The sequence below is a fragment of the Ferrimonas sp. YIN67 genome (assembly GCF_057219095.1).
Genome location: NZ_JBXVVJ010000015.1, coordinates 1 through 22,120, shown reverse-complemented (window position 1 = coordinate 22,120; position 22,120 = coordinate 1). Strand labels below are relative to the sequence as shown.

18 protein-coding genes are annotated in these 22,120 nt (G+C 53.4%); 15 read left to right on the top strand and 3 right to left on the bottom strand.

From position 1 onward, the window contains the following. Positions 1-203: 203 nt before the first annotated feature. Complete coding sequence (locus AC2D8U_RS20510; RefSeq protein WP_484620940.1) at positions 204-848, bottom strand: tyrosine-type recombinase/integrase; 645 nt, start codon at positions 846-848, stop codon at positions 204-206. Between AC2D8U_RS20510 and AC2D8U_RS20505 the strand changes: the two genes are divergently transcribed. Continuing rightward, positions 838-1,056, top strand: a complete 219-nt coding sequence (locus AC2D8U_RS20505; RefSeq protein ID WP_484620939.1) for a hypothetical protein — start codon at positions 838-840, stop codon at positions 1,054-1,056. The genes AC2D8U_RS20510 and AC2D8U_RS20505 overlap by 11 nt on opposite strands. A gap of 211 nt (positions 1,057-1,267) precedes the next feature. Next, positions 1,268-1,615 carry a hypothetical protein gene (locus AC2D8U_RS20500; protein ID WP_484620938.1) on the top strand — a complete coding sequence of 116 codons (348 nt, stop codon included), beginning with the start codon at positions 1,268-1,270 and terminating at the stop codon, positions 1,613-1,615. 149 nt (positions 1,616-1,764) lie between these two features. On the opposite strand, the gene AC2D8U_RS20495 is transcribed toward AC2D8U_RS20500, so the two are convergent. Beyond that, positions 1,765-1,977, bottom strand: a complete 213-nt coding sequence (locus AC2D8U_RS20495; RefSeq protein WP_484620937.1) for a hypothetical protein — start codon at positions 1,975-1,977, stop codon at positions 1,765-1,767. A 1,074-nt stretch (positions 1,978-3,051) separates the two neighbouring features. On the opposite strand from AC2D8U_RS20495, the gene AC2D8U_RS20490 reads away from it, so the two are divergent. After that, positions 3,052-3,753, top strand: coding sequence for an Arc family DNA-binding protein (locus AC2D8U_RS20490; RefSeq protein ID WP_484620936.1), 702 nt, complete (start codon positions 3,052-3,054; stop codon positions 3,751-3,753). Between the two features lie 140 nt (positions 3,754-3,893). Here the strand turns inward: AC2D8U_RS20490 and AC2D8U_RS20485 are convergent, their stop codons facing one another. Then, complete coding sequence (locus tag AC2D8U_RS20485; RefSeq protein ID WP_484620935.1) at positions 3,894-4,286, bottom strand: H-NS family histone-like protein; 393 nt, start codon at positions 4,284-4,286, stop codon at positions 3,894-3,896. Between the two features lie 342 nt (positions 4,287-4,628). Between AC2D8U_RS20485 and AC2D8U_RS20480 the strand changes: the two genes are divergently transcribed. From AC2D8U_RS20480 to AC2D8U_RS20425, 12 genes are all read left to right on the top strand, one after another. After that, a complete protein-coding gene (locus AC2D8U_RS20480) occupies positions 4,629-5,207 on the top strand; it encodes a hypothetical protein (protein WP_484620934.1) in 579 nt (192 codons plus the stop codon). A gap of 11 nt (positions 5,208-5,218) precedes the next feature. Further along, the gene (locus AC2D8U_RS20475; protein WP_484620933.1) at positions 5,219-11,518 is read left to right on the top strand and encodes a hypothetical protein; all 6,300 of its coding nucleotides are present in this window, start codon (positions 5,219-5,221) and stop codon (positions 11,516-11,518) included. A 112-nt stretch (positions 11,519-11,630) separates the two neighbouring features. Further along, entirely contained in the window at positions 11,631-13,319 is a 1,689-nt protein-coding gene (locus AC2D8U_RS20470; RefSeq protein WP_484620932.1) for a Calx-beta domain-containing protein, read from the top strand. 168 nt (positions 13,320-13,487) lie between these two features. Next, complete coding sequence (locus tag AC2D8U_RS20465) at positions 13,488-14,183, top strand: hypothetical protein (RefSeq protein WP_484620931.1); 696 nt, start codon at positions 13,488-13,490, stop codon at positions 14,181-14,183. Continuing rightward, entirely contained in the window at positions 14,180-14,842 is a 663-nt protein-coding gene (locus AC2D8U_RS20460) for a hypothetical protein (protein ID WP_484620930.1), read from the top strand. The genes AC2D8U_RS20465 and AC2D8U_RS20460 overlap by 4 nt, the downstream gene beginning before the upstream one ends. After that, positions 14,839-16,524 (top strand): type IV secretory system conjugative DNA transfer family protein, encoded by a 1,686-nt coding sequence (locus AC2D8U_RS20455; protein ID WP_484620929.1) that lies wholly within the window; start codon positions 14,839-14,841, stop codon positions 16,522-16,524. The genes AC2D8U_RS20460 and AC2D8U_RS20455 overlap by 4 nt, the downstream gene beginning before the upstream one ends. Next, the gene (locus tag AC2D8U_RS20450; RefSeq protein ID WP_484620928.1) at positions 16,517-16,915 is read left to right on the top strand and encodes a hypothetical protein; all 399 of its coding nucleotides are present in this window, start codon (positions 16,517-16,519) and stop codon (positions 16,913-16,915) included. Before AC2D8U_RS20455 ends, AC2D8U_RS20450 begins: the two co-directional genes overlap by 8 nt. 4 nt (positions 16,916-16,919) lie before the next feature. Further along, positions 16,920-17,228 (top strand): TrbC/VirB2 family protein, encoded by a 309-nt coding sequence (locus AC2D8U_RS20445; RefSeq protein ID WP_484620927.1) that lies wholly within the window; start codon positions 16,920-16,922, stop codon positions 17,226-17,228. A gap of 10 nt (positions 17,229-17,238) precedes the next feature. Beyond that, positions 17,239-17,532: a hypothetical protein gene (locus AC2D8U_RS20440; protein ID WP_484620926.1), complete on the top strand. Its 294-nt coding sequence runs from the start codon at positions 17,239-17,241 to the stop codon at positions 17,530-17,532. A 67-nt stretch (positions 17,533-17,599) separates the two neighbouring features. Beyond that, positions 17,600-19,978, top strand: a complete 2,379-nt coding sequence (locus AC2D8U_RS20435) for a hypothetical protein (protein ID WP_484620925.1) — start codon at positions 17,600-17,602, stop codon at positions 19,976-19,978. Next, a complete protein-coding gene (locus tag AC2D8U_RS20430) occupies positions 19,956-20,663 on the top strand; it encodes a hypothetical protein (protein ID WP_484620924.1) in 708 nt (235 codons plus the stop codon). The genes AC2D8U_RS20435 and AC2D8U_RS20430 overlap by 23 nt, the downstream gene beginning before the upstream one ends. Positions 20,664-20,674: 11 nt before the next feature. Beyond that, the coding region (locus AC2D8U_RS20425) for a hypothetical protein (protein WP_484620923.1) at positions 20,675-22,120 on the top strand (1,446 nt) is incomplete at its 3' end.

Here is a 22,120-nt window from a genome sequence, read left to right as displayed (position 1 = left end):
AGCAAGTTGCTAGTATATCAAGAAGGTATGGTGGCGGGGGAATTTAGGCACAAAAAAACCGCCTTGGAGGGCGGTTTTTTCGTCGCATAGGCCGTTGGAGGCGGCGCCATGGCGGTTGTCATTCTCTACACGTTTCCAATATTAGCCGTATTGACGGTGCCGTCAATACTTACCCGCAATTTTGCGGGGCCAGTTCGTGCCGATCACGCTGGGGAGATCGCCAGGCTAAACGGAATACTCCGCCCCAGCCCGAACGCCTCAACACCTAAGATCTTCGTGTAAATCTCGGTACTTTCTCGGCTTTTATGCCCCATCCAGGCTTGCAGAATGGGCACGGGCACGGCGTGCAATATGCAGTGGACGGCGAAGCTGTGGCGCAGGCTGTGCGGGGTGGGCTTGAATGCTACGGGCTGATCCCGTTGCTGGCTGATCCGATAGGCCAGGCTTAACCAGTCCCGCACAGTTTGCGGGGTGATGCTCCAAATGGGTTTGGTTTTGGCAAAGCAATGGGTGGCCAGGTAGCGCCGCAGTTGCACCACAAAGCCCGGATCCAGCAGCGGCACCAGGCGGGGTTTCTGGCTTTGCCCAGTGCGGGGGCGCCCCCGGCCCCGTTGGCGCTGTTTCAGGGTTTGGATCGAAACAAAGGGCTGATCGGGATCGTCCAGGTGCAGATCCATCGGACGCAGGGCTAACGCCTCATTGATCCGGGCGCCCGTGTTCCATAGCAGGGCCAATAACATCCGTTGATGGCCATTATCCAGGGCATCGAGCAGCGTCACCACTTCCGGCAGCAGCAGATAGCGGGGCATATCAACGTGGGCCAGGATCCGATGGCGCATGGCCAGCATTGCCGACCAATCCAGTTGTATTGGCGAGAACGGTGGTTGTTGTGTCGTATTTGACACGCTTTCAACAGGGCGGGCCAACTCAAGCATGGTGATCACAAGTGGTAATGGTAATGGGGCTCAGTGTATCGGCTTGGCCCAGGAGAAAAAAATCGCTGCCCGATCATCACGTTTGGCAAAAATAGACGATTACCAGGTAATGCAAAGTTGAGATCTCGGTAAGGCGCCCAGGACGGGACCGGGATCCGCCGTCAAAACCGGCGCTGGCGCTGGGCTGGCCAGAGCTTGGCATTCTACGGGTGAAGGCCAAATCAACGCCGAAGGCTGGACAGCGGATCCGGTCTATGATCGAATGAACAGAGGGGGAACGGCCCCGGCACTGGTCAGCCGAACGAGAAGGCTTAGGCAGAGGGATAGTTATAGTGAACACTCAACTGGCGCGATTTGCGCAAAAGGCTCGACAAAATCTGAACATGGATCGAGTGTGGGCCGGAGAATGGGAGGTTGAACCAGCGGCGATCTTATTGCGCTCCCCGTTTGAGGGGCGGCCCATCCTGGATCTGCATACTTGGTTGTGTCAGGTTGCAGGCACAGGGGAGGATCAGGTCCGATTTGCTGTTGCTATGGTCGAAAAGTGCGATCAAGACGCACTGGCGTATGGCTTAGGATTCGCTTCCTGGAATACCTTACTGGAGCACAATGATTATCTGGCTCAGCGTGATCGTATTGATGCGGAGATCGAAGATCGTATGTACGGGATCACCGAGTAACAGGAGCGCCGTTCTCAGGGCACCAAGCCTAGTGATCTTGTAACGCTGCCCACCAGGGCGGCGTTTTGCATTCTAGGGGGAGAGGCAAAGTGAGGGACTGAAACAACAACGCCGCCTCGATGGGCGACGTTCACTCTAGCACTTAGCTACTAGCCTCCACCGGCTTTGTTCTTTGTGCGATCTACCAATGTGTAGGTTTGGTGTTTCTTTGGGGTCGGTGGCAGCGGCTTGCCTTTTACGGCTGTAACCTCTTTTCCGGTTTTACCGCCGCGCGGGCCATCAATTGCGTATTGTCCAGAAAATTGCGCAATCGTTCCAGGCGTAAGGTCAGTGGTAGGGACTTTCTTGGTTTTGCTGGTCATGGCTTCTTCCGTTTCAAAAGTGAAGGTCGAGGGCCATCCATGAAGGTGTAACGCATTCCATATGCTTGAATGACTCTACAATGGAAGGCGTTAGGAAGTAAGGCGATATGTGTCCTGGCAGTTGTAGGTGTTAGTTGAGTGTTGTGTGCGATTTTGCTGGGATCCACCAGGATAATCAGGCACAAAAAACCCCAGGCGCGACCCTGGGGTTTTCCCCGTAATAGCGGGGGTGTTGCTTTCGCAACCAGCCTTATCACAATTGGCTGAGATCAGCGTAACGTAAAAGCCAGGTTCGGCGCAACGAACAAAATCGAGAACCAACTGCTTCATTTTGCGCCAGTCGGGTATATCCCCTAAAAAGAATATTTGGAGGGTGATTTGTTAACCAACTGCAACTAAAAGCTTGATGTAATACCGGCGCAAGGTAAGCCGACACTAACCTATAAGCCTGAAATGGTACTTATGCACAGAATGTCCACAAATCAATCTGTTGAATCACGCCTGAGACCGCCTTATCTTGTATGTGTGGTTAACAAATGACCGCGCATATAGTACCTCACCCGGCGGGGGGAGGATTTCTTTCAACTAGCCGCTGACCTGCCTTATCACAGTTGATTGGTGGCCTAACTACGGAGGCCAATATGGAAATGATCATTCGTTTCCTGGCTGCCTTCCTGGGTAAAGGAGGTGATGGGGATACCATCATCATCTTTAACTTGGGCGGTAACACCCAGATTAAGAAATGACCCACCACTGCCTCGGCTACCTGGCCGGGGCTAACCCCCCAACCCACACCAAGCACACAGACGCAGCCCCGCCGAGAGCTAGGCTTTGATGGTCAGCAACCCACTCCTTGTGTTGGTTGGCCGTGGTCCGGGTTTCTCATTGAGGGGCGCCGGACTTTAACCTTTCTGCTGCCTTTCTAATCTCCCGATTCTTGTTAACACCCGAGCCGGTGCATGGTCTTTGTCTATTCACCCGGATGTAACCTGTGTTGACAACTGGCGTGAATCACTTTAACGTTCTTTGTGAATCAAAATGAATCACCACAGTGAATCAAAAGGGACTTTAAAGATGGCAGAGGTTCGTTTTCCGTTGCGCTTACCCCAAAAGTTGCACGAATTGATAGAGAATGCGGCAAGGGCAGCAAAGCGCAGCCTTAACAGTGAAATCGTTGAACGATTAGAGGGGGTGGCCACCTTGGAGCGTCGTTTGCGTGATCAGGCAAACGAGAACGAGCGGTTAAACACACGGTATCAAGCGAGTGGACCGAAAATGTTGGCACTGCTGGGGTGTGAATCGGTTAGCCGTTTTCAAAGTGCTCACACGACCTATGGAGATCGTGATCGCTTATTTCATTATCTGGATACGATGCCGGGGATCACGCGAGCGGTTTTGGCCGTGCGGGATGGACGCTGTAATCATTCGGCATTAACGCTGATATTAGAGGGTGATACGCATACCCTAGTGGCCGATACACCGTTGCTGACTATTGAGCGGCGCCCGCGAGAATTGGAAGTGCTGGAGCTATTCCAAAAACTCGATGATAAAGGGCTGTTAGAGTCGGCCCAGTTTATTAGCCAACGGGCTCCGGGGACGGCGGAACTGTCACCAGAAAATGCCTATGACACCTTGCAAGAATTGCCAACCTTGTCGGTTTGGCAACATTGGTTGCCCTTTATGGCGTTGTTTTTTGAGGATCCCGAGCGTGTCGAAAGAGATTGGTTCGAGCCTGCCTGGCGTGATCTGTTCGAGATAAAGCAATTGACCGATTAGAAAGCTAAGGGCAAAGGTGCCGCTTTTATACAAGATCGCCGGGGCGCGTAGGCGGCGAAGCCGGGTATGTGACACGGGGATCCGGCCCCGCCAAGGGGATCTTGATTTTAAAGGCCACCAGACGGTGGCCTTATTAGTATTTACCCAGTGATCAGGAAGTCACTCAGATCGCCGCCTTGCTCAAGTGCTTTGGCGATTGGCTTGGGCGTGCGCCCTTGCCCGGTCCATGTTTTCTCCTGGCCGTTGTCCTGGTAGCGGTATTTGGGGGGGCGTTGCGCTCGGGTTGACCGCTTTGGGGCTATGTCGGTGAGATCTTCCAGCGATACGCCATGCGCCATCATCTGCTTACGGATCCGTTCAATCTGCTCTAGTCTTTCGAGCTTTAATTGCTGCCGTTCCCGTTCATCTTCTTTCCTCTCTGCAAGGATCGCCTCTAGCTTGTTTATTGCACTTTCAATCTCGGCGATTGTAAGTTGTTTGCACTGTGCTTTGAGGCGTTTTCCGTGGGTTATTACGTCGATAAAGTTGTTCATTTGTACCATCCTTGTTTCGTCCTGTCGGATGGTAACAGTTATCGTTGTTTTTTCATCTTTCTGGTTTAAGTTTTTGCTCCGCATGGTCGGGGTGTTTTGTTTTTCCGTTGTTCTTGTTTGAAAGCCTTTGGTTGCTTGCTTGGCCGTCGCCGTCCCAGTGGGGAGGACTCGCTGGCGCCTGTGATGTGTCGTTATCTCATTTATTGCGGTTGCTTGTTTGTTGTGTGTTTTGTTAATTAGATGTTAACGGCGTCACTTTTTTAAATAAACTAAATAAATATACAAATCTGATTTCTATTGCTCCGAATGGTGATACCATTTTGTTATTAGGAGGTGGTTTGTATGCGTTTTCGTGTTTCGAGGTGTGGCGCAGTCTTGGCGCTATTGTTATTTGTGCCGGGGGTAAATGCTGTCGAATGGCATTTAGGGCTGGGTGGGGCGATCTATGACGCTCATGATCCAGATTTTTCTACTGCATCGGAAGTGGCCCCCAATATACAGGGGGGGGCACTGTTTAGGATTGATCGTAATTCAGGGGTGCGCGTTGAAAGTGAATACACTTTTGTTTCCAGTGATGCAGAAGAAAACAAGGGTGGGTTTGAATCGCATCTGTTCGAGGTGTCGGCGAGTTATGTGTATCGCTGGCCGATTTCGTACCGTTATCAGCCGATTTTTAGTGCGGGCCTGGCATTGGATTATGGCCTATTCAGTCATCGGCACACGGTGGATCAGGCTGGTTACTTGAAACGTCGATTTGCCGACCGGAATACAGTCAGTTATGGCGGCGTATTGGCGCTTGAGCACGACTTGCCCATTTGGCAGATCGGGCAGGTTGATGTGCCGTTGAGTGTTGGGCTCCGGTGGAAGGTATCGGCGGATGGCTTCGATAGTCTCGGGCTCAATTTGAAGTACAAGTTTTAAGGATAAAAATGATGAAAAGGATTTTGTCCGTTGGCCTGGTGGGGCTGACGTTGTTGGCCGTTGCCGGGTGTCGAGGTACGAAAGTGCCAGATGCGCCGCCGGTAGGCACCATTTCAGGAAATGCCGTGGATGCTTTGGTGATCAATGGCACGGTGCAGGCGTTTGATTTTTCTACGGGTAAGAAGGGGGATGTGGTGTCCCTGGCCCCAGTCGTAACCGACGAGCAGGGTTTTTTTGAAATTGAGATCCAGACCAGCAGCGATCGCCCGATATTGCTCGAAGTGGAAGGGGGCTATTACGTCGAAGAAGCCTCGGGTAAGACAATTAGCCTGACCGAAGGCCAGTATTTGCGCATGGTTTATAACTACCAGCATGGTAGCGATGTAAAAGCCATGATCACCACCTGGACGCACTTAGCCGCCGCACAAGCAAAGTGGGCGGTTGAGCAAGGGGTGGATCCTGTCGTGGCCGTATCCCAAGCGAATAGGGATATGTCGGCGTGGCTGGGGCTGGATGTGGTCGCCACCTATCCGATCAACATTACCGATCCCACTTATTCCAGTGCCGGGTTTTATGCGGGCGTGAAGTATGGCCTGAAATCGGCAGCATTAAGCCAGTGGACGCATGATCTTTCGATTGATGCAGGGTTGGCGCCCCACACCAGCTACACCAGTATTGCCGTGGCAAACGTCATGTATAACGATGTATTGAGCGATGGGATGCTTGATGGCGTGGTGGATGGTGTCACGTTGACCATGGCCAACTTACCGCTATCCGGGGCGGTGTATCGGAGTGAATTAGCTAAGTCTGCTCTGCATGTCGTGGGCAATCCCAACGTTAATAGAATAGGCGTTTCGGTTGCCGATACGGTGCCATACATTCAAACCGTGGCGGAAACGTCTATTGATATGTTTGGCGGTCAGGGGCCGGTGGTGATCACCGATACTGGTCCAGTTATTACGATTAACTCGCCCGATGGTCAGTTGTTGGAAGGTATCGCTGAAATTGATGTTGAGGCATCGGCTTATATCGGTGTGACCGGCCTGGCGTTGTGGGTTAATGGTGTCGAGGTGGATCGGCACGCTGTGGAAAGCAGTTTGCACGGCGTGGCGACGTTGCGGTTTGATTCGACGCTGCTCAGTGATGGACCGGGCACGGTGACAGTGAAGGCAACGGACGTTCTTGGCAATGTGAGTGACGTCGAGCACACCGTTTATGTGGCGAATCATCAGGTTGGGGTGTTTTTCCGCTCGGATTCGCTGATTGGCACTGCCGATCATCGTTTGTTTGGTGAAGTCTCTAATGTGGTTGCACCGCTGACCGTTGATGTCGAAGGCATTTCCGGCGGTTTCCCCACGCCTGATTTTGCGTTGGATCTGATCCTCAATGAAGGGATTAACTTGTTGACCGTCACCGTTGAGGATGCGGTGGGGCAAACTGAAGTGGTTTCCCACACGGTTAACGTCGATTTGACGGCGCCAACTGCGCAATGGAATACCCCGCTTAAAGCGTTGGCTCGGGATGGTTCCGGGGCTGTTTTTGAGGTGAAATTTCCCACCGATGGCAGTGTTCCGCTTTATATCGGATATGAAAATTCCCGCTTGGGGACTGTAGCGTTAACCCGCTCCGCTATGGCGGCACAAGGGATCGGTTATTTGCAGATCCAAGCCGAGGATACTGGCCAGATCTATACCCAAGCCAAGGATCTTAGCGTGACGTATGCCGTTGCGGTGGATGGGGTGGCGATCGGCCAGGTCAAACCGGTGATCTTCAATGCCGAAGGTGAGTACCTGGTGCCGCTTACAGAGGAGTTTATCCCTCAGTTTTACAGCATTGCACCGACTAGCCAGGTAACGATTACGGCAACGATCACCGATCAGGTTGGGCACAGTGTCGAACTGACTTTCCCGCTGGCGTTGGATGTGGATCTACCTGGTTTATTGGTTGATTCGATGTTTGCCGATAGCCAGTTGGCGGTGAATCATTACCATAGCCCGGTGTTGGGCGGCGCGGTGGCAGAATGTGGGGCCAGCGCACAGGGTGATTGTGATCTCACAATGGTAAACACCTACCCCGTTTTGTACTTGTCGGCCAATGGCGGTGAGTATGTGGATCTGGATGGCGCCCGGTTTGCCCTGGTTGAACCCGTGGCGACTCTGACAGATTTCTATGAAACCAATAAGGATCAGTATTTCACTCCGCTTTCTGTGGTGATGGTAGGTCTGTATGACTTTGAGTTAGCTAAGGGCGTCGTGCCGTCTGTGGCGTTGGCCAGGGCTCGGACTCGGATCTTGGAGATCTACGGCTTTGATCCCCTGCGTACTCCGGTGGGCGATATGACCGGGGGGCTGACACCCGCGAATAAACATGCGCTTTACCTGGGGGGATACTCCTTACTTGCCGAGCGGTTCGGGGCAACGTCGCCGGTCGAGCTGTTTATGGCGATGAGCCATGATCTGGCTTTTGATGGCTATCTCAATGGCCAGGGCGCGCATGGGCCGATTATGGTTGGTGATGTAGTGCTCGATGCTAATTTCTATCGAACGGCGGTTGCCGAGGCGATCAATGATTACCACACCAATCTCGGTAAGCCGTTGGGTGATACGGTGGTGGGGGTATGGGCGCAAGCGGTTTCGATGAATGTTGCCGGTGTCTTTGATCCCGCCGATGTACCGGAAGGGTGGGACACCACGCCGCCCGTGCTCGATGGTGCCCCATTGCTGGGCACCTGGATCACCGAGATTGTGGACTTCCTTGTGAGCGGCCAGGACGATACCGGATTGGCGCGTATTGCGTTGACGGTGGCTAATGAGTTGGTGGGCGAGCGTACCGGCAGTGATAGCGCCACCTTTGTTTTAGACACCCGACAGTTTTCCGAAGGAGAAAACTCGGTTTCGATTGAACTGATTGATGAAGTAGCGCAAAGCGTGATCGAACGTGGCGCGGTGTTTATCGACAATACCGATCCGGTTTTGGAAGCCTCGCCCCAGGCGGGCCAATGGCATACTGGCGTGATCGATTTTAGCCGCCCGATCACTGAAATTTCACCTTATACCCATGAAGTTTTGGTCGATGGGCAACCTGTGATCACAACTGACGGCGAACAGGTGGCGCTAAATACGGCGGCGTTTGCCGATGGTGCCCGAGTGGTTCGCTCCGATGTGGTGGATTCTGTGGCCCGTAAAGCTAGCCGTAGCGATACCCTGCATTTTGATAATACCGCCCCGGTGATCCGCGACAGTGGTAAGGCTGACAGTTGGCAGATCGGCACCTTCATGTTGCCGCTGCATGTTACTGATGCAAGTCCTATGAGTGTGCGGATCAGCGTTAACGGTGAGCAACAACACCGCTTTGATGGCCAAGCCAGCATGGACACCCAGGTAGCGATCGATTCTAAGGTTGTGGCCGATGGTGAGGCGGTGGTGCTGGTACAGGCGACTGACTCGGTGGGCTTGCAATCGGATCTGTCAGAGCGTTTTTTCTTTGATAATACCGCCCCTGAGATTTATCAATCGGCGCAAAATGGCGTGTGGCAGCAGGGCGCGATCGAGTGGTTTGCTCAGATTGTCAACGCGAGCCCGTACACCAATACGGTAACGATTGACGGCATTAAGTTGGGCGCGTTCGATTCCGATCGTGTGGCGCTCAATACCCTGGATTGGAAAGATGGCCGTTACACGTTGCGCTATGACGTAACCGATGTGGTGGGCTTGCAGGGCAATCGACAGTTCGATTTGTGGATCGATAACTTTGATCCGGTCATTGAATTAGCCCCGTTGGCGGATACTTGGCAGACCGGCAGCTTTAACTTCTACATGCCGATCACTGAGGATAATGGTTACACCACCGAAGTGTTGATCGATGGTGTGCGTCATAGCAATCTGACCAATACCGACACGGTGATGATCAACACCACGGCTTATGCCGAGGGCGCACGGACTATCACCTATAACGTGACGGATGACAGTGGTCGAAGTGCATCACAGGATGCGGTTGTGAGCTTTGACAACAGCGCGCCAGAAGTGGGGGCTCTGAGCCACGCTGATCAATGGGTGAGCGATACGATCACCCAAACCACCAGTATCCTTGAGATCAGTCCTTACACCGTGGATGTGCGCCTTAATGGGGTGCATATCGGCCAGGTCGAAAACCTCAGTGAATTTGTGTTGGATACCACGCAGTTTGCCGAAGGTAAGGCCGTGATCGAATGGACCGTTACCGATTCGGTGGGCCTGGTTGGTCGTAGTTCGGCGGATCTTTGGTTTGACAATACACCGCCAGAATTGGGCGCCTTGAGCCACGTACAGCAGTGGATCACAGGCACTATCACGCAAACCGCAAACATCATTGAAAACAGCCCGTACACCGTGGATGTGCGCCTCGATGGCGTCAGCATTGGGCAACTGAATGGCCGTAATGAGTTCGCCCTGGATACGTCGAAATTTGCCGATGGTAAGGCGATGATCGAATGGACTGTGACGGATGCCGTGGGGCAGTCAGTCAGCCGCTCGGCGGAAATGTGGATGGATAACACGGTGCCAGAGATCTATCAATCGGCGCAAAATGGCGTGTGGCAGCAAGGCGAGATCGAGTGGTTTGCTCAGATCGACAATGCCAGCCCGTACACCAATACGGTAACGATTGACGGCATTAAGTTGGGCGCGTTCGATTCCGATCGTGTGGCGCTCAATACCCTGGATTGGAAAGATGGTCGTTACACGTTGCGCTATGACGTAACCGATGCGGTGAACTTGCAGGGCAATCGACAGTTCGATTTGTGGATCGATAACTTTGATCCAGTCATCGAGCCTGCTCCGTTAGCGGATAGCTGGCAAACAGGCAGCTTTAGCTATTACATGCCAATCGTTGAAGATAACGACTACACCACCGAGGTACTGATCGACGGTGTGCGTCACAGTATCTTTAATAACTCCGATACGGTGGGGATCCGTACCACGGATTATGCCGAAGGTGCCCGCTTGATCAGCTTTAACGTCACTGATGCCAGTGGCCGCAGTGCCAGCCAAAGCGCGACCGTGAATTTTGACAACACGGCGCCGGATGTTGGGGCGTTGAGTCACGATAAGCAGTGGCTCAAAGGCTACATCACCCAAACCACCAGCATCCTTGAGATCAGTCCTTACACCGTGGATGTGCGCCTTAATGGGGTGCATATCGGCCAGGTACAAAACACCAATGAGTTTGCACTGGATACTCGCCAATATGCCGATGGCACGGCGGCGATCCAGTGGACCGTGACCGATTCGGTGGGGCTGGTGGGGCAAAGTGCAGCGGAGTTGTGGATCGACAATACCGTGCCGGTGATCGCAGCATGGGACGGGGATGGCCAGTGGCAGCGCGGGCAGGTGAGTTTCGCCACCACCATCGCCGATGCCAGCCCATTGATCACAGAGCTTACCATTGGTGCCGATCGCTTTACCGGCTATGCGGATACCGTCAATCGCAGCTTTGCCACGGCTGACTATGGCAATGGCACTCATACCATCAATGTCATGGCTACCGATAGCGCCGGGAACGGTGCGCAGCGCAGTTATACGCTCAAAGTGGATAACACCGCGCCCAGCCTCGGGCGGGATAAGGAAACTTACAATATCAAGGATGTATCTAATGTCACCATCGGCGGCACAGTAGCCGACAGTGTTTCCGGCCTTAAGAGTGTCACGGTTAATGGTAGCGCCGCCACGATCAGCGGCGGGCGATGGAGCCGTACTGTGACGGTGCCGGAGGGGATCACCAGCTTTAGCGTAGTAGCCACCGATAACGCTGGGAATACCGCGACGACCACAGTAAGAGTGGATCGGGAAGATACGCCTGCCGATGTGTTGGCCTTTACCGTGTCCAGTGAAGGGCAAAGTGGTGATCGACAACAGGGCCAGTTGACGGTGAGCAAGTCCGGGTACGATGCCACCATGAGCATGATGGCGACGGTGAACATCAGCAAATGCGCGGGAAATTGTAGCGTGATCTGGAGCGGAACCGGCGTTTCGCAAACGGGCAATATTGCCACCATCAGCCAGGCTTTGGCGCCAATGGCGTCGGGCAGCGGCACCGCAACGGCCACGGTTACGGATGATGCGAATGGCACCACTGCGACCTTTAAGGTGAATTGGACCTTGCAGAGAGTGGGGGAGTGTTCGCCGGGTTCCGCTAAATCAAGTTCTGTGTCTTGCCCGTGGGGATTTACCTGTATGTCTGGAAAAGAAACATCAACTTGTTCGAGTGAGGGAAGTTGGGGGGATTGGAAATTGGAGTATGCACCGAATTGTGCCCCTAATCCCGATATGTGTTGATCGTGGGTATGGGCCGCCCTTTGGGGCGGCCTTTTGTCTTAACTTATGTATTGCACTGGTGCAATACATAAGTTAAGGTAAGACAAAATCGCAGTAAAAACAGGGATGCAGTATGGGCAAGGTAGGGAAAGTGGTAGGGGTTGGCTTGATTGGGGCCGGGATGGTGGGAGCGGGCGCGGCGGCAGAGCATAGCCACGATGCCGGGTGCCTGGATCTGACCGAGAGCGCCCCGTTTTTTGCCCCCGCAGTGCAAGCTCTGAGTGCCAAGAGTCGCAGTTTTGTTTACTTACCTGGCACTGATGACAGCGATGAATGTGTTGGTTGGGAGTGCTATCCCGGTGGCGGCACCGTTGAAGATCCTTATGTGCTGGATGTGCATGGTTACGCTAACACGACGGTTGCCACCGAGTACGGCGCGACTCGGATCGATGCCCTGGGGCGCGACGGAGTGGAGAAGCTTAACCTGACCCTGCGTAACAGTGGCATTGAGCATATTGTGGCGCGTTATCACGGCCTGGTACTGGTGCCCGAATCCCTTTATCAGTTTGGCCAGATAGAAATGGGCGATGACCGCCGTGGCTGGGGGAACTGCCAGGAGTGCAATGCATTTCGTCGCGCCCAGGGTACGGATATGGGATGGGTGTTTCACCCTTATCCCGATGAAGGGGGACGGGCGGGGGTGACAGGCTTGGGTTCTTCCTATGCAATGCTCAACTTGTCCCTTGAATGGGTGGATATGTTGAAAATTATTGTGCATGAGGCGGGGCACCAGCTAGGGGGCGGGCACCAGATCACCGCCGTTGGCGCTATCGGCATGTTTGATCATAGTTATGCGACGGTGTGTAACCTTGATGATGGTAGTCGATTGCACAGTATTGTGACGGCGGCAGAGTATGAGAACGCCGTTTACCAATTTTCATCGCCAGAAATGCCGTGTGGCGTGGCCGGGGAAACCGATAACACCGCGACCGTTATTGAGCACGGCCCGTATTTTGCCAGCTATGCTCGGCGCCCGGATGTGGCCGGACGGGTGCGATTGACGGCGAGCCAGCACCGGGTGGCGGAAGGCGAGAACATTCCGGCGCTGCTGACCCGCGACGGCGATGTGAGTGGCCGGGCCTTTGTTGGGGTTTGGTTGGAGGATCACCCAGAGGCAAGTGAGGGCAGCGGTTACTTCTACGTTGAGTTTGCCCCAGGAGTGTCTCAGGTGGAACTGACGATCCCGACTGAGGCCGATGGCCAGTGGTCGGACGGGGATCGCTATGTGCGGGCTCGGCTTGAATACCCAACCCGCCTTAGCCTGGCCGAGAGCCAAACCGAGGTGGTGGTGGCCTTGTCCAATGTGGATCCTATGTTGCCGGGGGTGGTGAGTCTGGATGCGGCAAGCTATCGAGTCAATGAAGGGGCCGAGGTGGCGCTGACATTGACGCGCAGTGAAGGCAGCGATGGGCCGTTGTCAGTGCGATTGAGCACGCAACCGGGCAGTGCCGAAGCGGGCAGTTTTACCCCCATGGATCAGGATGTGGCTTTTGCCCACGGTGAAACGGTTAAGGTTGTCGTTATCGACACGGTTTGGGATGGGGTATATACCGGCGATCGTGCTTTCACTGTGAAAATTGAGGGGCCAGTGGGCGAAGTGGCAGCGGCGGATGTGGTGATTGTTGAACAGGATCCCCAGCCCCAGGTTAAACCCAGTACCAGCGGCGGGGCATGGCGATGGTATGAAATTATGGGGTTGCTGGTTCTGGTTATGCTGGAAAGGATTGGCCATCGCGCACGGCGAAAAAAAAATAAGCGTTAGTCATATTTCTTATTTAACTCCCAAGGGTGTTTTGACTTGTCTATGCATTTAATACGGTCATAAGTTATCACTTGTGGATTATTGGATATGCCGCGAATCTATTTGCTTGTTGCTCCTGTGTGGCGTGTTCGTTGTGGTAATATATTTGCAATAAGTTCGCTTGGTTAAATGGATTTTTTGATGGCGAGTGGAAGATCGGCAAGTGCATTGCAACGCGCAAAGCACCGATTAAAAAAAGAACTTGGTTGTGGTCATTTACGATTCAGTTCGCGTGATATGGCACTGTTTGCTGATCTGGCCAAGGTGGGCATATTGAGTGATGACCAGGCGGCTCGGTTTATATATGGAGATAACGGCAAGCGGCGTTTGGAAAGCCTTGTTAAAGCCGGGTTGTTGGAGCGACATGTGAGTTATTGCCGCAAGCGTGGCAAAGTGGCCGGATATACCTTTTCCTGCCAGCGAGTAGCGCGGGTATTTGATGGTTTTAAGCCGCGCATCGGCAATCGAAGCATTTTGCATGAAACGATGGTGAGCGAAGCGTATTTACACGCAGGGCGCCCGGAGTCTTTTGTGGTGGCTAATCGTTTCGATGAAACGCTATATCGTCAATTCAATGCCCAGTTCCAGATTGCGGCCCCCCGGCCTAATTTCATGTTTCCAATGGAAAGCTGTTTACCCGATGCCGTGTTTACTAATGAGGCGGGGGAAATGGTGGTGGTGGAAGCCGACGCCGGGAGCTATGACCGCAATGAAGTGAAGCGGAAAATGTCTATGTGGCAGCAGCATAAACAAGTGTGGGTGCAGCCGAGCCAGGCAAGGGCCAGCGTAAAGCCTGGGGCCAATGTTGAGGTGATCACCCAATGAAAGCCGAGTTGTTAGATCGAGCGTTGCGGGCTGTCCAGATGTACCGGGCACTGACTCAGGAACAGATGGCCGGATTGTTGGGCGTGTCAGGTGATGAACTGGCTAAGGGATTGGCTGCGGTACGGGATGATGGTTTTTTTGAGATCATTCGGTCATTCCGTCCCTATATCTATACGCTCGGGGGGCGCGGAGCCCGGCGTATTGATGCAAAGGCACCGCGCCGGGATGGCAGCGTGCGAGCTTTACAGCATATTTGCCACCGCAATCTGGCACTGTCGGCTCTGCAACAAGAGAAGGGGGAGCGGATCCGCTTGGCCCCTAAACCCAAGTTGTACCGCTTTGGCTTAAATCCGGCCCCCAGTGTTGAGCACCCGGTTTTGATTGAGAATGCCTTGCACTTATTGGTGGTGGACGATGGGGGGATGGCGATCAGCCGGTTGAGATCGGCGTGGACCCGTGAGCACAAACCTCATAAGAGCTTTGATCCGCAATGGTTGGTGGATAACGGGCGAACACTGCTACCGGCATGGCGGGATGCCTGTCAAAGCCTGGTGGTGTTTTCCATTCGAGAGCAGCAGCGGGTGGAGCGGTACGCCGAGCGTTATCGTTTACCTATTGAGTATCACGCTCTGGTGCCTTTGTGGGAGATGACAGAATGAGCGGGGTGCTTTGGTCGTTAGCACTGTTGGTACTGGTTAATGGGGCCTTTGTTCTTTGGGTTCTGGTTGGCTTATTGCCTGCGACGGTTTTGGTGTTCTGTGGTGTCATTGCGGCGGGGGGCCTAGTGCGGCGCCGTCGATCCGAACAGCAGTTGAGCACGGTCGGGTGGGTATTGGGGCCAGGTGTTGAACTCACTAACCCTGATCAACCGATTTCGGTGGGGGCGGTGGTGCTGGACCCTCGCGCTATCGCTTTGGGGATCTTGTCGATTGGGGCGCCCGGATCTGGCAAGTCGGAATCGTTCAGCATGGGGCTATTGCACTATTTGAACGATGAGGGGAATGGTTGGGCCTACTTTGATGGCAAGGGACAGCGGGATCTCTTACAGAAATTGATGGCCGGTGGCGTGTCGCCGGATTTCCTTTTTTCTACCGAGTTTGCCGAAAGCCACACCATCAATCTGATGGATGGCGTATCGGTCGCATCGATCCTGGATCGTCTGACTAAAACCCTGGTGGGCCAGGCGGCATCGACCACATTCTATGCCGATGAGCAAACTCAAGTGCTGGCCCGGCTCGTGCCGGTTCTGTGTGGGGTTGGGCACAAGGTCACGCTGCGAGACCTGTTTGCTTTCTTGACGGTGCAAGAAGCCGGGATCGAGGTGATCTCGATGGCCAAGGCGCAGGGCATGGATCCGGCAACCGTGAAGTTAGCCGAGGATTGGTTTAATCGGGATCAGGGCCAGCGGGGCGCCGAGATCAAGGGGATGATCAATAAGCTGTTCCCGTTTGTCATTGGCTCGGTGGCTGATCGGATCAATGCCTATGATCCCCATATCTGCTTGCATCAGTTGGTGAATGCGGGGCAAACCGTCTATTTCCATTTGCCGTTGTCCGATTTCTCCAAGCGGGTTGCGGTGATGATTGCCGAGGAACTGGCGGGGATCGCCAGTCATCGGCAAACGACCGGGCCGGAAAATTATCCCCTGTTTGCTCAGATCTTCGATGATTGGGGCGGAATGATGCACGAAGGATTTGCAACCTATACCGCCCGGTGCCGGTCGGCCCAAATGCCCCCCTCTTTTACCTTTCAATCTCCTGCTCAACTGGCTGAGTTGAGCCCGGATTTCCGAACTCAGATTGAGGATACCGTGGCCGTTAAGGTGATTTTTCGAGTGCTCAGTGAGCGCACGGCGAGGGAATCAAAGGAACTGATCGGCACCTATGAGCGCATTGAAATGAGCCGCAGTTTTTCCGAGGAACGAGGCCGGATGTTCAATGTGCAGGCGTTAGAGCGGGATCGGATCAGCAAGGATGTTTTGTTCAGCCTGGACGCAGGGGAAGCGGTGATCTCGACGTTGGAAACCGAAGGGACTCAGGTACAGCGACGGATATATCGAACCCATTTCCCTTTGCCGCAAAGCGAGGGATGGCAGCAGATACAACCGGATCCCCAGTTGCAGCCTGTGATGGAAGATCTACGGCCAGCGTTGCATTTATACGACCGCTATATCGGTGGAGCCATGGAAGCGGTGAACCAGGCACACCTTTACGATGAACCTACAGGGCCACGGAGTGCCACAAACCGGGGACCGGATGAGGAAAGGGAGCCGCCACGGCGGCGGGAGCAGCCTGTGGGATTGACGGCGGCGGATCTCGATTGGGGATATTCCGATGATTAAGAAGATGACCGATCCATTAGTGCTTGCGCTGTGGGCGTGGGGGTTATTGGTGGGCGGCGTCATGTTGCTGTTGCTGAATGTCCCGGCGCTGGATTTTGCTTTTGGACGGCGGGCGATTGCGTTGGATATGGCAGAGCAGATCAGGCTGTTTTTCGGGGGGTATTTGTATCAGGGGATCGAGGTGTTATCCCAGGAGCAGGCCCAGGTATGGGTGCGCTGGTATGCGGATCTTACCCCGCTAACCAGACAGATTTTTAATGTTGTCATCGCTTTTAATTGCGCCACGGTGGCGGGTTGTATTGCGGTGTTTGTGAAATGGATCCGGTTGTATTTTAGCGCCCAGCTAGAAGCCCAGGCGTTGCAAAAAGACCGAGATTTAATCAAGAGGTGAAGGTATGAAAATGTTTAGGGAACTGTGTATTGGTTTGTTCTGTTTTGCCGCGACTTCGGCACATGCAACCAAGTTGGAACTGCCGAGCTTTGCAAGCAATCAGGATGTGCAGCGTAAAACCGAGGAAGTGGCGGAAAATATCGTTTCTTGGATCTTTACCATCATCGGGATCATGATCGTGATCGGTATTTTGGTGACAGCCTTTAAGGCGGCATCCGGTGACAGCGACGAAGCGAAAAAGTGGGGGACCGGGGTGGTGTGGGGCGGTTTGCTCAGTGCCACGGCCTACGGGATCGCCGGATTCTTTGTGTAAGGGGGCGCTCATGCCAGCGTTGAATCATCGACACAAAGAGATCCATTTTCTCGGAATGAATTTGTGGTTTTGGTTAGCGGTGATCATCGCGGCCATGTTTGGGTTGTTGGCGCTGGTATCGATGGGCCAAAAATCACAATGGCCATTCCTGGCGGTATCCGTTATCGCCAGCGTTTGCGTCGTGCCGTTGTCGCTGTTTAATAATCGCTTATTTGCCTTTTGGTTCGTACTACAGGGGCGGCGTAAAGACGGCATTGCGGTGATCTCATGGATTGGGAGGGGTGTCGATGACCAGGCCGTATGAGTCGCTATTCAGTTGGCGAAACTTTTGGGGCGAGCACGCCTTGGTTCACCAGGACGGGGCCGTATCGGTGGCGATCTTGTGGAGTGGGCTTGATAGCAGCCTATTAGAAGCCTCAGAGATTGGGGGCCAATATGATTCGTTGCGCAAAGTCCTTAATCAATTGCCGATGGATGTGGTGTTTGAGAACCACTTGATACGGGATACCAATATCGATCGCGCCATTGATTACCTGGAGCATGGCGAAGCGCACACAGTGCGATGCCACGAAGTGAGTCGGTGGGTTCGTGAGCGCATGGCGGAATCGGTGGCCGGCGCCGCAATGTCGAATCGCGCGGTGTTGGTTTTAACCAAGGAAGCCAAGCGCAGTAAATGGTGGGCATCGGCTCAGTTAAGCGGTGAAGCGAAACGGGCCGAGCAGTTGTTAGAGACTGCCGAGGCGGTGTTGCGTCTTTTACCAGGAGCACGTTTGGCAAACAAAGCTCAGTGGGCGCGCTTGGTTGGGCAGTGCATTTATCGGGATTACGATCGCCAGGCATTGCCCTTACTGACTCGGGATGATGTGTTCTTGTATGAGCAATGGATACGGCAAAAGCCGACGATAGAGCGGGGTTGTGCTCAAATCGAGGGCACCCATTACAAAAGTGCCATGATGTATCTGTATCCCGATGCGGGCTCTGATGGGATCGTTGGGTTTAGTCGCAAATTAGCCGATTTACCGCACTATACCCATTTGGTGCAAGTTGGCCAGCGACTCGATAAGGCCGGGGCGAATCGTCGATCGGTATCCAAAAGTAAGCGGGGCCGGGGGTTTATCAGTGAGAGCGAGCAGGAGCGCAATGCATCGGCCCAGGCGCACGAATCCGAGTTTAGGATGTATCTCGATGACGGCAGCGAGGTTTTTAAAAACCTGTTTGTGCTGACGGTCGGGGCTGACTCATTGAACGAGCTTAACCGGGTTATGGATGAAGTGGCCGGGTGGGTGAATAACCTAAATGGCGAACTGCGCTTTGATGAGTCGATGCAGTTGCCTTTTTGGCGTTTACGTCAGCCAGGGCAAGGCCGTTTTGCTCCGTGGATGCGGGACGATGTGGATTGGCAAGTGGTGCACATGTGGCCCGCCCAGGTATTTAGCACGGGCGATCAGCAGTGCCCCCAAATGCTGCGGATCAGTAATACCGGAGAATTGATCACCAAAGGGTTTCGCCCGGACGCCGTAAACCATGCGATCACGGTGGCGGCGACGGGCGCCGGGAAAGGGGTTCAAAAGTGTGTTGAGATTTTAGAAACCTTCCCGTTAGGCATTGATTGGTATATCGCTGAGGTTGGCACCAGTTACGAATGGACCGTGCAAGCTTGCGGGGGGGATTACATCGAAGTTGATCCCGAGCACACCATCATTAACCCGTTACCGGATCTGAGTTTTGCCGACCAGGACGCCGAGCAAATTTTGCCGGTGCCGGTGGTGATTGGCACCATCGAAGCATTGAGTTTCTTGCTTCTCGATGGGGATAGCGAGGTGCTCACTGTTCATCAACGGGCCGTCGCAGAACAGGCTTTGAAGCGAACTTATGAGCAGATGGTGGCGGCGAGTGTGCCTAAACAACCATTGCTTTCTCACTTCTTGATGCAGTTGCGCGATCCCGATTGCGCGGTGAATGAGCCCCAGCACAAGGCGGCTCAAATGATGGCCGATAACCTGGAATCCTTTTTGAGCAGTGAGCAGGGCGCGGTGTTCAACCGACCCGGCAACTTGCAGTTAAGGCAGGGGCTTATCGGTATCAATCTAAAGCCGGTGCAGCAAAAAGCGCCTACCTTGCTGAAATTTTACTTTGTCTTTATTGGGCTGCAATTCACTCAGTACGCCTTTATGGCTGGCAAGCAGGCGCGGGTGCTGCTCGATGAAATGCATGTGTTGGCCAAGGAGGCGCCGGGGGTGGCTCGAAACTTGGTTTCGGGTATTGCAAGGATGGGCCGTAAGGATGGGGCGGCGATCGATTTGGTGACACAGGAAACCGCTGAAATTGATGTGATTGAAAGTGCCGTGATCAACCAAACCCCCTATTTCAATCTGTTGTGGCGGAAAAGCGAGTGGCATTTGATCGCTGAACGTCTTTTGATGGCCGATCCGATTTTAGCTCGGTGGCAGTCATGGCCAGATCCAATCTCTGCGAACTTGGATTACCGACCGGGTTTGATGACCATTTTGGGCCGTTATTACGAGCTATTTTTGCGATTTCCGGCTCCGTTGTTGGCGATCGCATCTTCAAACGCCACAGACCTATTGGCTAAGTCTGTGATTGGACCGATAACCGATGATCTGGCTCAGAGATTGGCCATGTTGGATGAGTACCGGGACATGGCCAGGCAAGGCCGATCCCCGGATGAATGTGCGGCGGCGATGGTCGCTTACAAGGACGTTAACGATGAATACCAAGTTATTGCCTAATGTGGTTTTAATTGGGGGGCTATGCCTAACACCAGGGGCTCAGGCGGTGGTTGATCCCGCCAATGCCAAGATCTTGATTGAAATGATCGAAATGGTGCGAGTCGCTAAGGAACAACTCGATGTAGCCCGCGATGCTCAAAAAGATTTCAACGACTATCAACAGGCTTTCGAGGAAGTGAAACGGCTTGATGAAGTGCGAGCCGCAGCGACCAATGATATTCGGAATGGAAGCCTAAATGCAGCGATGGATCGTGTAAGCCGCAGCCTTAACAAGATCTCTAGGCTCTCAGGTATTGGCGAGGAAATTGATATTCGTGATGCACTCCAAAAGGAGATAGACGATCGGATCAACGACAGGGACAACACCCAGGATCCCCTAAAACAACGTCTGTTAGATACCGAGATTCAGGCACTCGAAGCCGAGTTGACGGTGGCTGAGATCCGTATGGTGACGAATGAAAATCTTGAACGTATGTCATTGAATGAAAGCGTTGATGAGTCGCAGCGCATCACCGCCGAAAATACGGCTTTGTTGGCTCGATTGGCGGTGGAGGAACAGCACCGTAGCAGCAATGAGCATTTTGAAAAAGAGCAGGCTAAGGAAAGGCAGGTTAGCGACTTTTTCAATTCTACAGACGTTTACGAAGTCATCGGGAAAAGCAGTCGATGGGGCAAGGATGAGTAAGGTCTTATGTAATGGAAAATGACAACAATAGCCATCAACGATTTTTGATGGAAACATTTTCCCGGTTAGATTCATCGGTGTTTTATGAAAATGCTTTTGAACTGGCCGGGCAGGTTTTAGCCGCGATCGGTGGTTCAGTTCTTATTATCGCTTTTTTGTATCGAATCGCGGTGGAACTGAGCAATCATGAAGGCCCATCTTTTGGGAAAGCGATAAAGGATTTTGCAATTGCTGGGGTTGGTTTAACACTGTATTGGGCCGTTTGGGGGCTTGTTGTTGTATTTTTCAATGCTCTTTATTTGCTTTTTGAAGATACCGGGAGCCTGCAAGGTATTTACAACTCATTTGTCGAAGTGATGCAGTATGTAGAGCAACATGCAGCCGATAATAAAACGTGGGCTTCGTGGTTGGGGGCGCCAATACAAGAATTTGTTTCTGCATTGATTTGGTTCGTCTATATGATTGGCTATTTGTCCGTGTTGACGGCGTATGCCATAGCTAAGTTGTTTCATGGGCTTTTATTTGCCATGGCTATCGTTTGGGGGGTGGTTGCGTTTGCTGTCCGGCCTGCAACTGATATGATCCAGGGATGGATTAAACAAGTGGCTTTGGTGTTGCTGTGGCCGATTATTGAATGCATTATGTTTATGTTCTTAAACATGGTGGTTGTATCGTCCGTTAACAACATTGACGCCGCTGATTTTGGGCAGGGCACAATAGTAGGGATGCAACTATTGTTTTCCGTGCTTAATTTTATTGTTGTGGCCTTTATTATCTTTGCGCCAATATTAACCAGTCGTTTGATCTCCAATGCAGATCTTGGGACGCCAGCCGGTGCTGTCATGGGTGCGGCAACCATGATGAGCCAGAATGCCATTATGGGCGCCGCTATGAATAATCCATTGTCAAAGAAGGCAAAGGCAATGGGCGGCAGCATGGCTCAGAACGTAGGAGCCGGGGCAAAAAGTATCGGGGCAAGTATGGCCCAGGGCGGCGCGAATATGGCACAGAAAATGGGGATGTCCCCAGAGCCAAAGTTTTCGCAAGGCATGACGCCCGAAGGGAAAGCCGACATTGCGGCAGCAGGGAAAGATTTTAGTGCCCGAGCAAAGGCCGAGGACAGATCTCTAAGTAAGCAGTTAGGCGCGGCACCTGTAACGCCTACGCCTAATAAGCCAGTGCCTGCCAGTGCGCCACCGAAACCGGATAAATCATCATTGTCGAGCCAATTGGGAGGCCCCGCCGCACCAGGTAAAGCGTCGTCATCGAGTGCCGGGCAGGCGGTAAGCAGCAGCCCCGCCGAACCAGGTAAAGCGTCGTCATCGAGTGCCGGGCAGGCGGTAAGCAGCAGCCCCGCCGCACCAGGTAAAGCGTCGTCATCGAGTGCCGGTCAGGCGGTCAGCAGCAGCCCCGCCGCACCAGGTAAAGCGTCGTCATCGAGTGCCGGTCAGGCGGTC

Bases quoted from the DNA above. Each gene is read 5' to 3' on its own strand.
- AC2D8U_RS20450 (WP_484620928.1), top strand. From the start codon at position 16,517: ATGATTAAGAAGATGACCGATCCATTAGTGCTTGCGCTGTGGGCGTGG.
- AC2D8U_RS20495 (WP_484620937.1), bottom strand. From the start codon at position 1,977: ATGACCAGCAAAACCAAGAAAGTCCCTACCACTGACCTTACGCCTGGA.
- AC2D8U_RS20510 (WP_484620940.1), bottom strand. From the start codon at position 848: ATGCTGGCCATGCGCCATCGGATCCTGGCCCACGTTGATATGCCCCGC.
- AC2D8U_RS20470 (WP_484620932.1), top strand. From the start codon at position 11,631: ATGGGCAAGGTAGGGAAAGTGGTAGGGGTTGGCTTGATTGGGGCCGGG.
- AC2D8U_RS20475 (WP_484620933.1), top strand. From the start codon at position 5,219: ATGAAAAGGATTTTGTCCGTTGGCCTGGTGGGGCTGACGTTGTTGGCC.
- AC2D8U_RS20430 (WP_484620924.1), top strand. From the start codon at position 19,956: ATGAATACCAAGTTATTGCCTAATGTGGTTTTAATTGGGGGGCTATGC.
- AC2D8U_RS20480 (WP_484620934.1), top strand. From the start codon at position 4,629: ATGCGTTTTCGTGTTTCGAGGTGTGGCGCAGTCTTGGCGCTATTGTTA.
- AC2D8U_RS20440 (WP_484620926.1), top strand. From the start codon at position 17,239: ATGCCAGCGTTGAATCATCGACACAAAGAGATCCATTTTCTCGGAATG.
- AC2D8U_RS20455 (WP_484620929.1), top strand. From the start codon at position 14,839: ATGAGCGGGGTGCTTTGGTCGTTAGCACTGTTGGTACTGGTTAATGGG.
- AC2D8U_RS20445 (WP_484620927.1), top strand. From the start codon at position 16,920: ATGAAAATGTTTAGGGAACTGTGTATTGGTTTGTTCTGTTTTGCCGCG.
- AC2D8U_RS20505 (WP_484620939.1), top strand. From the start codon at position 838: ATGGCCAGCATTGCCGACCAATCCAGTTGTATTGGCGAGAACGGTGGT.
- AC2D8U_RS20460 (WP_484620930.1), top strand. From the start codon at position 14,180: ATGAAAGCCGAGTTGTTAGATCGAGCGTTGCGGGCTGTCCAGATGTAC.
- AC2D8U_RS20465 (WP_484620931.1), top strand. From the start codon at position 13,488: ATGGATTTTTTGATGGCGAGTGGAAGATCGGCAAGTGCATTGCAACGC.
- AC2D8U_RS20490 (WP_484620936.1), top strand. From the start codon at position 3,052: ATGGCAGAGGTTCGTTTTCCGTTGCGCTTACCCCAAAAGTTGCACGAA.
- AC2D8U_RS20485 (WP_484620935.1), bottom strand. From the start codon at position 4,286: ATGAACAACTTTATCGACGTAATAACCCACGGAAAACGCCTCAAAGCA.